Source organism: Ruegeria sp. CDSB113 (assembly GCF_059611045.1).
This window is the reverse complement of record NZ_JBXWOU010000027.1, coordinates 1-11,944: the sequence shown is the minus strand read 5'-3', so window position 1 is coordinate 11,944 and position 11,944 is coordinate 1. Positions and strand designations below refer to the sequence as shown.

The window sequence follows — 11,944 nt, the reverse complement described above, 5'->3', positions numbered from 1 at the left end:
CGACCCGTCAGCGCCGCCTCAGCAGCGCCGGTGAAGGGGGTTCTAAGGTTTACCCCGCAAAGCCGCAAGCAGAAAATTGGACAAACTTACAAAAAACCGAGTTTTCTGAATTTATTACATAAAAACAATATATTACTAAGCGACGACTATTCCAAACAAAGCGATCGACAGAGTAGGTGGCAGCGAATCTGGAGTATTAGACAGAGTTACCCACAGACTCGGTACCGAGTCAGGCGGAATCGGCCGCACGGAACCGAGTCAGCAGGCCGGAAACCGGAATACGCAGCAGGATCAGGCTAACGATCAGAGACAGGTAGACCAGTGGTTCGATCTGAAATCCCTTGGCAAGCATGACATAATGCAGCCCGCCCAGAATCGCGGCGGGAAAGACAAGCCGCTGCAGGATGCGCCAACGTGCCCCCAATTTGCGCAGGGACAGGTTGTTTGATGTTACCGCCAGCGGGATCATCAGGATAAACGCTGCCATGCCGACTGTAATATAGGGACGCTTCAAGATATCCGCCCAGATTTGGCTGGGAAGCTGCACGTCCAACACCAGCCACACCAAAAGATGCAGGCTGACATAGGCAAAGGTCAGCACGCCCAGCGCCCGGCGGAACTTGAGCAGGTTCAGCCCAAAAAACCGCCGCAGCGGCGATATTGCCAACACGACGATCAACAGCTGAAGTGCGAGTTCGCCGTACCGGTGCTCCAACGCCTCAATCGGATCCACGCCCAGACCGCCGGTCAGCCCCTGGTAAAACATCCAGGGCGCCGGAAGCGCCCCCAGCAAGTAGACCAGCCACACCGGAATGCGGCGCAATATCTGATTCAGCGTCTGCATGGTCTTAGTAGAATTCCTTCAGATCCATACCGTCATAAAGTCCGCCGACCTCTTCTTCGTAACCGTTGAACATCAGCGTCGGGATACGCTTGGCAAAGAGGCCGCCGCCAATCTGACGTTCCGAGGCCTGCGACCAGCGCGGATGATCCACGTTGGGGTTCACGTTACTATAGAAGCCATACTCGCGCGGGGCAGACATGTTCCAACTGGTGGGTGGCTCGACATCCGAAACGGTGATGCGGACAATAGACTTGATAGACTTGAAACCGTATTTCCACGGCACCACCAGACGCAGCGGCGCGCCATTTTGGTTCGGGATAGGTTTGTCGTAGATACCAGTCGCCATGATCGTCAGCGGGTGCATCGCCTCATCCAGGCGCAAGCCTTCCCGGTATGGCCATTCGAGGATCGGGAACTGAACACCCGGCATCTCATCGGGTCGGTATGCCGTTTCAAAGGCCACATACTTGGCACCTTCTTGTACGCCAGCCATATTCAGAAGGTCCGCCAGTTCAAAGCCATTCCACGGGACCACCATCGACCAGGCCTCGACACAGCGGAATCTGTAGATGCGCTCTTCGACCGTCATCTCGGACATGATGTCCTTGAAGTCATATTCACCCGGCTTGTCGACCAAACCGTCGATCGTGACGCTCCAGGGTTCGGTCACCAGGGTATGCGCGTATTTCGCGGGATCGTCCTTGCGGGTCCCGAATTCGTAGTAGTTATTGTACGAGGTGATCTCTTCCCAGGTGTTGGGTTCAAGAGCTTCCTGCGCCGCTGCCGGTCTGGCCAGCCCCGCCAATCCTACACCCGCCAGGCCGGCCATCACCTGCCGCCGATTCAAAAACGCCGCCTGTGGCGTGACGTCGGCATGTGTCAGTGTATTGGTCCAGCGATGCGCCATTTAAGTCTCCTTGGTAAGCTAGTCTGAGATTCCAGATAATCCGCTGATACCACACCGCCAAGGCAACATACGTCACGATTGGGAGAAGAGACTGTAACGATTCACGCCAAGTCCATACCCAACCATCTCAGACATCCCCGAGGGCGAATTGCGCCAAAACCATTAGCACCTGTCACGCCAAGTTGAACTCGCAACGCCCAATTCGGGCGGAATACCCGGACCTTCAATCTTTACAACTGCTTCACGCAACTTGCAGTCTTGTTGCCAGGATTGGCCAACAGGCCCTTAGATCCGCTGTCCACCCGATTGTCGGGCAAGACTAAAGGGAGAAGACGAATGTGTGACATCTGCGTGATGAACTCGGTCAAAGACCGTATGCTGTCTAGAAGAGGGTTCTTCAAAGCCGCCGCCGCCTCGGGTGTGGCCGTTGCCGCCACTGGAGCCAGTGCACCAATTGCCCTGGCCGCTGGCGTGGGCAAGGTTGAGGACATGACCCACACGCTCAGCGCCGATTTCCCAACTTTTTTTGGTGAGCCGGGATATGCGTCCGAACAGGTTTTCAATTTCGGCGAACACGGCTTTAACCTGCAGCGCCTGACGGTCAATGAACACACGGGCACCCATATCGACGCGCCACTGCACTTTTCGGCGGACGGTGCCTCGGTGGATGAAATCCCGATCTCTGATCTTGTCGCGCCGCTGTGCGTCATCGACATCGCGGCACGGGCTGCCGAGGATGCTGATACGCTGCTAACCCCGGATGATCTGAAGGCATGGATGTCTGCCAACGGCGACATTCCTGATGGCGCTTGCGTGGCTTTGTATTCCGGTTGGGCCGCCAAAGCCGACAGCGACGCATATCGCGGTTTCGACGGTCAGGCACAACATTACCCCGGCTTTCACCCCGAAGCCGCAATGATGTTGATCGAAGAAACCGGCGCGCGCTCTATTGCATCAGACACGCTGTCCCTTGACCACGGCATCTCAACCGACTTCGCAACTCACTATGCATGGCTGCCCACGGGCCGTTTCGGAATTGAGAATATCGCGGGGCTTGATCGTGTGCCAGCCACAGGAGCAATTCTGGTGATCGGCGCGCCTAAGCATGCTGGCGGCACTGGGGGACCGGCGCGCATTTTTGCGATGGTCTGATCCCGGATTTCATCCAGACAGCATTTCCGAAACCTGCACTGCGTATCTGTCGGTCATACCCGACACAAAATCGGTCAACGAGTGCAGGGCGGAATAGGCGTCTTCGACACCCCGCAAATCAAGCTTGACCGCATTGATGAGTTGCTTTTCGTAATCGGGCAACTCATCTTCATTCCAGTTTTGCTGAGACAGTACTTCATACACCGGACAAAGTCCGTCGAGCACTTTTCGGATCACGTTGCGACCCTTGACTTCAAGCCGAGTCTTGCGCGGCGCGGTGAAGAGTTGCTCACGCGCCAATTCTTCAATCGCGGAAAAGTCTTTTGCCTTAGTGGACACGCCGATCAACGAGGCCGAAAAACTGCCGTCCAGAATTTCATCGTGCCGTTCCTTAAATGCGTCAACGCAGGCAGCGATGGCTCCACCTATAGCTCGGGCACGCAGATAGCTGATCTTTTCGAAATCGGTATAGCCTCCCTGATTACCACTTGGACTATTTGCAAAAGACGACAAACGGTCTTGAACAGTCTCAAATGACAGATCGCCGGCGGAGAAGCCGTCTTCGAGATCGACGATATTGTAGCAAATGTCATCGGCCGCTTCGACCAGATAGACCAGAGGATGCCTCCGCCACCACCCTCGATCATCCGGACCTCGCGCTTCAATCAGGCCCATGGCACCCGCGGCTGCAGCAAAGTACGCCCGTTCCGATTCAAAAAAGCCAAATTTCTTTGCCCCGACATAAAGCTCTTCTTTGACCTTGTCCTGCTTGAGACGTTTGGACGTCTCCGCCCCCATCGGATACTTCATGAATGCGCCCAGAACTGCGTTGGGCATACACATGCCCCCTTTGTTTCTGTACATCTCCAGCCGCGAAAGTATGCGGAAGCCCTGCGCATTGCCCTCGAATTTCTCGAACTCACGCCAGCGATCACTTGCAATACCCTGAAATGCCGGGGAACATCCCCTCAGCTTTTCAGAGCACCATTTGCCAATCGCTTCTTCCCCGGAATGTCCGAAGGGCGGATTGCCCAGATCATGCGCAAGACAGGCTGCCTGTACAACACCCGCCACTTTATGAGTATCTTCGGGTGGGATAAACTTCTCTGCCGCTAACCAGACACCAACCTGCATCCCAATGGACCTGCCGACACTTGCCACCTCTTCTGAGTGGATTAGGCGATGGCGTAGATGGTCGTTATTATATAGAGGATGAACCTGTGTTTTGTTTGCCAATCGGCGAAACGGGGCGGAAAACGTGATTCTGTCGGCAGCAATGACGTAGGACGGCCGGTCGGCCTGTTCTTCTTTGTTGTCAAAAGTGGCCGTATTCAGCAGCGACGCCCATTCCATTTTCGCCATTGAGAAGAAATCCTTTAAACTTAATTCAATTAATAAGTGTCAGAAAAACCCACCCATTTAAAGGGCGGGTTTGATGTTCTTTTGAGGTGGATCTTAATGCACCACGGCATCATCAGGCCGTGGACGCTCTGACGTGCCCAGTCGGTCGCCTATGATCAGGCCATCGGGTCCGGCGGTTACAGGGACGGTTTCTCCGTCCTTGATCTCACCAGCAAGCAACGCCTCGGCCAGCGGGTTTTGCAAGGCGCGCTGGATCACCCGCTTGAGCGGACGGGCACCGAAGACCGGGTCATAGCCCTCGTCGGCAAGCCATTCCTTGGCGGCGCCATCCAAGACCAGCTCGATCTTGCGGGCGGCCAAGCGTTTCTGCAAACGCGCCATCTGAATATCGACAATGCCATCCATGTCTTCCCGCTTAAGCCGGTCAAAGATGATCGTCTCGTCCAGACGGTTCAGGAACTCGGGCCGGAAATGCGCCCGGACCGCGTCCATCACATCACGCTTGGCTTGCGCGCTGTCCGCACCTTCGGGCAACTGGCTCAGCGCCTGAGAGCCGAGGTTCGACGTCAGGATGATCAACGTCTGCTTGAAGTCCACGGTACGGCCCTGACCATCGGTCAGAACGCCATCATCCAGAACCTGCAACAGCACGTTGAACACATCCGGGTGCGCCTTTTCGACCTCATCGAACAGCACGACCTGATAAGGCCTGCGCCGCACGGCTTCGGTCAGCACGCCGCCTTCGTCATAGCCGACATAGCCCGGAGGGGCGCCGATCAGACGGGCAACCGCGTGTTTCTCCATGAACTCGGACATATCGATACGCACCATCGCGTTGTCGTCGTCGAACAGGAAGTTCGCCACGGCTTTGGTCAGCTCAGTCTTACCTACACCCGTGGGCCCGAGGAACAGGAACGAGCCCAGCGGGCGGCCTTCGTCGTTCAGGCCCGCACGCGCACGACGTACAGCATTGGCCACAGCAGTGACCGCCGCATCCTGACCGATCACGCGGGAATGCAGATCGTCTTCCATCCGCAGCAGCTTCTCGCGCTCGCCTTCCAGCATCTTCGAGGTTGGGATACCAGTCCAGCGTTCAACCACCGAAGCGATCTGTTCCGGACGCACCGTTTCTTCAGCCATCATCTGGCTGCTTTCGGCATTTTCGGCCTCGGTCAGCTTTTTCTCAAGCTCTGGGATGACGCCGTAAGACAGCTCACCCGCTTTGGCGAGGTTGCCTTCACGCTTGGCAATCTCGAGATCAGCGCGCGCCTTGTCGAGCTGCTCTTTCAGATCGCGCGCGCCAGCAAGTTTGTCGCGTTCAGCCTGCCACTGGGCGGTCATCTCGGCAGATTTCTCCTGCAGATCGGCCAGATCCTTTTGCAAGGTTTCCAGACGGTCCTTGGAGGCCGCATCATCTTCGAGCTTCAGCGCCTGTTCCTCGATCTGCATCTGCAGAATCTGGCGATCCAGTTGATCGAGTTCCTCTGGCTTGCTGTCCACTTCCATCCGCAAGCGAGCCGACGCTTCATCGACTAAGTCGATGGCTTTGTCGGGCAGGAAACGGTCGGTGATATAGCGATGCGACAGGGTCGCTGCCGACACCAAAGCCGAGTCTGAAATACGCACACCGTGGTGTAGCTCGTACTTTTCCTTGATGCCGCGCAGAATGCTGATCGTGTCCTCGACAGTCGGCTCCTGTACCACAACCGGCTGGAACCGGCGCGCAAGGGCCGCGTCTTTTTCCACGTACTTGCGATACTCATCCAGCGTGGTCGCACCGATACAGTGCAACTCACCCCGGGCAAGCGCAGGCTTGATCAAGTTGGCGGCGTCCATCGCGCCATCGGATTTCCCGGCACCGACCAGCGTGTGCATCTCGTCGATGAACAGGATGATTTCACCGGCGGCCTCGGTGACCTCGGTCAGAACGGCCTTGAGGCGTTCTTCGAACTCACCTCGATATTTCGCACCGGCGATCAGCGCACCCATATCGAGCGCAAGCAGCTTTTTATCTTTCAACGACTCCGGCACGTCACCGTTGATGATGCGCAGGGCCATGCCCTCGGCAATCGCGGTTTTACCCACGCCGGGCTCCCCGATCAGAACCGGGTTGTTCTTGGTGCGACGCGACAGAACCTGCATCGAGCGGCGGATTTCTTCATCGCGCCCGATGATCGGATCGATCTTGCCCTCAGCTGCGGCTTCGGTCAGGTCACGCGCGTATTTCTTGAGCGCGTCATAGCCTTCTTCCGCCGATGCGGTGTCAGCCGTGCGACCCTTGCGGATGTCATTGATCGCTTCATTCAGCTTTTGAGCAGATACGGCACCGGCTTCCAACGCCTCTTTGGCCTTGGATTTCACCATGCACAGGGCCATCAGAACGCGTTCGACCGGCACAAAGCTGTCGCCTGCTTTGGTCGCGATTTTCTCGGCTTCTGCAAAAACCTTGGCAGTCTGGCCATCCATGTAAATCTGGCTCGCATCACCGCTGACCTTCGGAATCTTAGACAGCGCGGCGTCCAGCGCTTCGACCACGCGGGTCGGCGCGCCGCCGGCGCGTGTGATCAGGTTGCTGGCCAGCCCCTGATCGTCATCCATCAATGCTTTCAAAAGATGTTCGGGCATCAGTCGCTGGTGCCCCTCGCGCAGCGCAATCGTCTGCGCCGCCTGCACGAATCCCCGTGCCCGCTCGGTGAACTTGTTCAAGTCCATAGTATTCTCCTTTTCCTAAGCGCCCTGAATGTGATGCGCCCGCTTGGCGGCACGCGTCGGTCTGGGCCTCACATTCAATCTGGGAAATATCTTTGTTCATTCAAGAGGCTGGCGCGCAATTTCAGACTTATCGTCGAGGTATGGAATAGACGGTGTAGCCTCCGGTCTGCGCAACCTCGCGCGCGGCGTACATGTCCACCAGCGATTGCGCGGCGTCGCTGCCCGTCGGGCAGGAAACAAGGTCTGCTGCATCATCCAGAAAATTGACCGTGAACGACGTCTCACCCGTCAATTGGCAGTCATCGTCGGTCGAACGGTACCCCCCCACCAACCGCAAATTGTCATTGGTCGGAGATTTGATGACCGTATCTGCCGCCTCATTTTCTAGTGGCATATCCTGACATCCCACCAAGATCAGAATAATCCCAACACCAAAAACCTGTTTCATAGTTCCCCCATCGAAAAATCTTGTGGATGGTCGGCACCATATCACAGTTGGCCCGAAGCTGCGTGATCTCGATCACGTGCGCGCCCTGCATGGACACAGCCGCCCGAAACCGCTAGGACGCAGACGTTTGCCAAAAAGGAGCCTGCCCCATGTCCGATGATCGCCTGATCGTAGCCCTAGATGTTCCCAACGCTCTGCAGGGGCTGGCCATGGCCGAACAGCTGGGCGACAGCGTTTCCTTCTACAAGATCGGGTTGGGCATGCTGACCGGTGGCGGGCTGGCATTGGCCAATGAACTGAAACAGGAACACGGCAAGCGCATCTTTCTAGACATGAAGCTGTTCGATATCGGCAACACCGTCGAAAACGCCGTTCGCGGGTTGGCGCAATTCGATCTGGATTTCCTGACAGTGCATGGTGATCCGCATGTGGTTCGGGCCGCGAAAGAAGGGGCCGCTGGCAAAGACCTCAAAATTCTAGCCGTTACCATCCTGACCTCGCTGAACCGCGACGACCTGGATGCCAGCCTTCTGAAAAAGGGCGACGTGCAGGATCTGGTGGTCGAACGCGCAGCTCGCGCGCTTGAGGCTGGTGCCGACGGCGTCATCGCCAGCCCGCAAGAAGCCGCGCTAATCCGTGCCCTGCCCCAGTCCGAAGGTCGCCTGATCGTGACCCCTGGCGTCCGCCCCGCAGGTGCCGCGCTTGGCGATCAGAAACGCGTTGCAACACCCGCAAATGCCGTCGCAGATGGCGTGGACCACATCGTCGTGGGCCGACCTGTTTATCAGGCTGACGACCCTAGAGCTGCTGCCGAGGCAATCCTTGCCGAATTGGCCTCACCGCAGGCAAAAGCACCGAACAGGGCTTAATTCTCGACGCCTTGCAGGTTAAAATTTTTAGGGTTTGATGCCGGATAGCCGCGTCCGCGCAGGCAATTACTGTCGGTTTCTGCGACTCAAGCAGTTGACCTTACGTCACTTTTTGCCATTTCCGCGCCAAATCGTCCCTGTGCCCCAAAACACACATGAGATATGCGAGTTTTCGCTGTGTGATCTGGATCCTATCTAAATCCCGGAATTTGCGCGATTCTGGGGACGTGATACTCCCCGCGGACCATCTCTTCCTGAGGTCCGTCACCTCCCCCCGCCAATCGCGGGGGGTCTTCTTCTGAAAACCTCACATGTCAAAAGACGGCCTACATTGGGCCAAGTAGTCACGTAGGCGGATCGCGAAATTCGGCACCGCCAATGCATTCTCAAGGTAAATGTCCGGCGACATCAAACACCATCCCTGCCCCTCATCGCCAAACCTAATCAGGTTGACGTCGCTGGGTGGCCGGTGTGCTGCGAAGAACCAGTTTTGCCCATACATGCGCGACCAGACGAAATCAGCCTTGGCGAGGTTCAGACCGACTTCTTCCAATGTTTCGCGCCTGACGCATTGCAACGGGGTCTCGGCCCCTTCGCGCCCACCGCCGGGAAAGTCGAAATGGCCCGGGAACGGGATGTCCTTCTTGTCGTCCCTTTGAATGACCAAAAGGTCTGATCCAAGAAACAGTGCGACCTTCGCCCCCGTGAACTGCATGAGCGCTTTCTCTTTGCTGCCCGACCGGATAAATTTTAGCCAGTAACGCCTGATATGACAAAGCGCATAAAACTGAGATGTAAATGTAATGCCCGCTTTATGCCGCGACTGCTTTTCGATTCTGGAACAGGAAGCGCGCTGCCCTTCCTGCGGCAGCCCGCGGATCAAGACGCACCCCGAGCTGTTCGACCTGTCCATCGCGCATATGGATTGCGACGCATTCTATGCCTCGGTTGAAAAGCGGGGCAATCCCGATCTGGCCGACAAACCGGTGATCATCGGGGGCGGCAAACGCGGTGTCGTGTCAACCGCGTGTTATGTGGCGCGTATTCGGGGCGTCCGCTCTGCGATGCCGATGTTCAAAGCCTTGCAACTGTGCCCGGACGCAGTGGTCATCAAGCCTCGCATGTCGGTCTACGCCGAGGTGTCACGCCAGATCAGAGCCATGATGGACGAATTGACCCCCGTGATCGAACCGCTGTCACTGGACGAAGCATTCATGGATCTGTCCGGTACGCAGCGACTGCATGGTGCGCCACCTGCGGCCATGCTGGCAAGACTGGTTAAGCGGATGAAGGACGAGCTGGGCGTAACAGGCTCAATCGGTCTGTCGCACAACAAGTTTCTGGCTAAGGTCGCCTCTGACCTGGACAAGCCACGTGGATTTTCAGTGATTGGCAAAGCTGAGACCGCCGAGTTTCTGTATGACAAACCGGTGCGCCTGATCTGGGGTATCGGACCAGCGGCACAGGAATCGCTGGATCGTGCCGGCATCCGCGCCTTCTCGGACTTATTACGCTGGGATCAGGAGGCACTGACAGCCCGCTTCGGATCTATGGGGTATCGGCTATGGCATCTGGCGCGCGGTCAGGACAAACGGCGCGTGTCTTCGCACGAGCCAATGAAGTCGATCAGCAACGAAACCACGTTTTTCGAGGATACAGCCAGCCTGGACATCCTTGACGGGCATCTGTGGCGCATGTCCGAAAAAGTTGCGGATCGCGCCAAAGCCAAAGGGCTGGCCGGACGGGTCGTAACCCTGAAACTCAAACAAGCAAACCACAAGGTCATCACCCGACGTGTCTCGTTGCGGGACGCCACTCAGATAGCGGACCGCATCTACCGCACGGCGCGTGGACTGTTTGATCAGGTCGGCGACAAAGGGCCATATCGTCTGTTGGGTTGCGGAATTTCCGATCTGTGCCCCGAAGATCAGGCGGACATCTCGGGAGACCTTTTGGACCCCGACGCGTCAAGACGGTCTCAGGCGGAACGCGCTACGGATGAAATCCGGCGCAGATTCGGAACGGATGCGATTGTCAAAGGCCGGGCTTTGCGCTGAGGTTACTCAGCCGCCAGACGCAGCGGATTGCGGCCAATACCCGAGATTTCCCGTATGACCTGCCGCAATACGTCCTGAAACGCAGCGAAATTGCCGTTCGGCGCGATTTTGACCTCATCCATATACAGAGAGCGGTCGATCTCAATCTGGATAGCGTGCTGATTGCGTCCGGGCCGTCCATAGGTCTGTGTCACATAGGCGCCCGCGAAAGGCGCGTTGCGCGCCACGATCAGACCCGCCGAGGCAAACGCGGATTCGATCCGGTCCACAATCTCGGTCGAAGCCGAAGCGCCAAACCTGTCACCCAACACGATCTGCGGGCGCTGGGACGTGGTCGTGCTGGCCATCGAAACCGCTTCATGCGGCATCGAATGGCAATCAATCAAAATGGCCTGACCAAATGCGTGGTGCGATTCGGCCAGCAGCGACTTGAGACGCGCATGATAAGGACGCCAGCAGGTGTCGATGCGCAGACGCGCCTCGTCCATCGTCAGCTTCCCGCGATAGATTGCGCGCCCATTGGCGACGACCCTGGGAATCACGCCCAGCCCCGAAGCGACACGCGGGTTATGGCCGTGGCGGCGCGCGCCCTGGATCAAAGCCGGGTCCAGCTCCTCGGCACTGCGGTTAAGATCCAGATAGGCTCTTGATTTTGTTGCAGATATCAGGGGCGCACCATGGTCAGTCGCTGCGGAAAACAACTGATCCACGAATGCATCTTCCGAAGATCGAATCACATTCTGGCTCAGAACCGTCCGGTTCAGCATCGCTTCGGGGTAGTTTCGGCCACTGTGAGGAGAAGAAAATACCACGCAAGACGTGCGCTTGACGGGCATATCCAATACGTAGGCAGCGTTCTTCATGGTGACTCCTTGTTCGCATTGAACATAGACTGGAAAATAGTTCTACCAAACCCCTTGAACCCCTTTGCGACTCCTTTTATAGACCCCGCTACCGGCGCGGGGTTCCGCGCCCCATTTCGTTATGGGGCGGGGCAACGCAAAGGTTAAGTGGGCGGTTAGCTCAGCGGTAGAGCACTTCGTTGACATCGAAGGGGTCACAAGTTCGATCCTTGTACCGCCCACCATCGATTCACTGTTTCGGGTCTGACCCGGGACACCCGCAAACCCAGGCGCTGGCCACCTCCTTGATGAAGGCGCCGCAGATTGGAGACAGACCCATGAAGGTCAAGAACTCGCTCCGCTCGCTCAAGAACCGGCACCGTGATTGCCGTGTTGTGCGTCGCAAAGGCCGCGTCTACGTGATCAACAAGACGCAGCGCAAGTTCAAAGCTCGCCAGGGCTAAGAACTGCACTCTACCAAATTTTAAAGCCGCGCTTTCGAGCGCGGCTTTTTTTGTTGGCGATGTTAATGTCTGCTATGCGGACTTTTCTGCCGGTCGTTGTCGCAGCGAAATCTACCACTGCTCCACGACCATATCTTGGGGTCTGACGCGGCGCCGCAGCACGTTTTCCCGAAACCGGACATTCAAAGGCGTGAAACGGGCTGATATCCAAACCGGATGAGGTGGGTGGCTCCTGCTCCACCGGCATCGAATGTGCCAAAGTGCAGTTGTCAACGACTGCTAGGAAA

General features: G+C 57.0%; 12 protein-coding genes and 1 tRNA gene. 5 read left to right on the top strand and 8 right to left on the bottom strand.

Features of this window, described 5'->3' with window-relative positions; translation table 11 throughout:
* Positions 1-229: 229 nt before the first annotated feature.
* The gene (gene msrQ, locus AC2FIS_RS22995) at positions 230-844 is read right to left on the bottom strand and encodes a protein-methionine-sulfoxide reductase heme-binding subunit MsrQ (protein WP_496775596.1); all 615 of its coding nucleotides are present in this window, start codon (positions 842-844) and stop codon (positions 230-232) included.
* A 4-nt stretch (positions 845-848) separates the two neighbouring features.
* Positions 849-1,751, bottom strand: a complete 903-nt coding sequence (gene msrP, locus AC2FIS_RS22990) for a protein-methionine-sulfoxide reductase catalytic subunit MsrP (protein WP_496775595.1) — start codon at positions 1,749-1,751, stop codon at positions 849-851.
* A gap of 336 nt (positions 1,752-2,087) precedes the next feature.
* On the opposite strand from msrP, the gene AC2FIS_RS22985 reads away from it, so the two are divergent.
* A complete protein-coding gene (locus AC2FIS_RS22985) occupies positions 2,088-2,903 on the top strand; it encodes a cyclase family protein (protein ID WP_496775594.1) in 816 nt (271 codons plus the stop codon).
* A gap of 9 nt (positions 2,904-2,912) precedes the next feature.
* Here the strand turns inward: AC2FIS_RS22985 and dgt are convergent, their stop codons facing one another.
* The 3 genes from dgt to AC2FIS_RS22970 form a co-directional block, all read right to left on the bottom strand.
* The gene (gene dgt / locus AC2FIS_RS22980; RefSeq protein WP_496775593.1) at positions 2,913-4,265 is read right to left on the bottom strand and encodes a dGTP triphosphohydrolase; all 1,353 of its coding nucleotides are present in this window, start codon (positions 4,263-4,265) and stop codon (positions 2,913-2,915) included.
* A gap of 93 nt (positions 4,266-4,358) precedes the next feature.
* On the bottom strand, positions 4,359-6,977 hold the full coding sequence (gene clpB / locus AC2FIS_RS22975; RefSeq protein WP_472722286.1) for an ATP-dependent chaperone ClpB: 2,619 nt from the start codon (positions 6,975-6,977) through the stop codon (positions 4,359-4,361).
* A gap of 127 nt (positions 6,978-7,104) precedes the next feature.
* Positions 7,105-7,425, bottom strand: coding sequence for a hypothetical protein (locus AC2FIS_RS22970; RefSeq protein WP_496724192.1), 321 nt, complete (start codon positions 7,423-7,425; stop codon positions 7,105-7,107).
* A 149-nt stretch (positions 7,426-7,574) separates the two neighbouring features.
* Between AC2FIS_RS22970 and pyrF the strand changes: the two genes are divergently transcribed.
* On the top strand, positions 7,575-8,294 hold the full coding sequence (gene pyrF, locus AC2FIS_RS22965) for an orotidine-5'-phosphate decarboxylase (RefSeq protein ID WP_496775592.1): 720 nt from the start codon (positions 7,575-7,577) through the stop codon (positions 8,292-8,294).
* 307 nt (positions 8,295-8,601) lie between these two features.
* On the opposite strand, the gene AC2FIS_RS22960 is transcribed toward pyrF, so the two are convergent.
* The gene (locus AC2FIS_RS22960; RefSeq protein ID WP_496775591.1) at positions 8,602-9,009 is read right to left on the bottom strand and encodes an NUDIX domain-containing protein; all 408 of its coding nucleotides are present in this window, start codon (positions 9,007-9,009) and stop codon (positions 8,602-8,604) included.
* A gap of 88 nt (positions 9,010-9,097) precedes the next feature.
* Here AC2FIS_RS22960 and AC2FIS_RS22955 point away from each other — a divergent pair, with 88 nt between their 5' ends.
* Positions 9,098-10,351 (top strand): DNA polymerase IV, encoded by a 1,254-nt coding sequence (locus AC2FIS_RS22955; protein ID WP_496775590.1) that lies wholly within the window; start codon positions 9,098-9,100, stop codon positions 10,349-10,351.
* A 2-nt stretch (positions 10,352-10,353) separates the two neighbouring features.
* On the opposite strand, the gene AC2FIS_RS22950 is transcribed toward AC2FIS_RS22955, so the two are convergent.
* The gene (locus AC2FIS_RS22950; RefSeq protein ID WP_496775589.1) at positions 10,354-11,214 is read right to left on the bottom strand and encodes an N-formylglutamate amidohydrolase; all 861 of its coding nucleotides are present in this window, start codon (positions 11,212-11,214) and stop codon (positions 10,354-10,356) included.
* A gap of 149 nt (positions 11,215-11,363) precedes the next feature.
* On the opposite strand from AC2FIS_RS22950, the gene AC2FIS_RS22945 reads away from it, so the two are divergent.
* Together AC2FIS_RS22945 and ykgO are read left to right on the top strand one after the other, a co-directional pair.
* Positions 11,364-11,438 (top strand) — tRNA-Val (locus tag AC2FIS_RS22945).
* A 93-nt stretch (positions 11,439-11,531) separates the two neighbouring features.
* The gene (gene ykgO / locus AC2FIS_RS22940) at positions 11,532-11,657 is read left to right on the top strand and encodes a type B 50S ribosomal protein L36 (RefSeq protein WP_005648635.1); all 126 of its coding nucleotides are present in this window, start codon (positions 11,532-11,534) and stop codon (positions 11,655-11,657) included.
* 10 nt (positions 11,658-11,667) lie between these two features.
* Here the strand turns inward: ykgO and AC2FIS_RS22935 are convergent.
* The coding region (locus tag AC2FIS_RS22935; protein ID WP_496775588.1) for a hypothetical protein at positions 11,668-11,944 on the bottom strand (277 nt) is incomplete at its 5' end.

Coding starts and splice junctions, on each gene's coding strand:
- AC2FIS_RS22950 (WP_496775589.1), bottom strand. CDS start 11,214: ATGAAGAACGCTGCCTACGTATTGGATATGCCCGTCAAGCGCACGTCT.
- dgt (WP_496775593.1), bottom strand. CDS start 4,265: ATGGCGAAAATGGAATGGGCGTCGCTGCTGAATACGGCCACTTTTGAC.
- AC2FIS_RS22970 (WP_496724192.1), bottom strand. CDS start 7,425: ATGAAACAGGTTTTTGGTGTTGGGATTATTCTGATCTTGGTGGGATGT.
- AC2FIS_RS22955 (WP_496775590.1), top strand. CDS start 9,098: ATGCCCGCTTTATGCCGCGACTGCTTTTCGATTCTGGAACAGGAAGCG.
- AC2FIS_RS22985 (WP_496775594.1), top strand. CDS start 2,088: ATGTGTGACATCTGCGTGATGAACTCGGTCAAAGACCGTATGCTGTCT.
- AC2FIS_RS22960 (WP_496775591.1), bottom strand. CDS start 9,009: ATGCAGTTCACGGGGGCGAAGGTCGCACTGTTTCTTGGATCAGACCTT.
- ykgO (WP_005648635.1), top strand. CDS start 11,532: ATGAAGGTCAAGAACTCGCTCCGCTCGCTCAAGAACCGGCACCGTGAT.
- msrP (WP_496775595.1), bottom strand. CDS start 1,751: ATGGCGCATCGCTGGACCAATACACTGACACATGCCGACGTCACGCCA.
- pyrF (WP_496775592.1), top strand. CDS start 7,575: ATGTCCGATGATCGCCTGATCGTAGCCCTAGATGTTCCCAACGCTCTG.
- msrQ (WP_496775596.1), bottom strand. CDS start 844: ATGCAGACGCTGAATCAGATATTGCGCCGCATTCCGGTGTGGCTGGTC.
- clpB (WP_472722286.1), bottom strand. CDS start 6,977: ATGGACTTGAACAAGTTCACCGAGCGGGCACGGGGATTCGTGCAGGCG.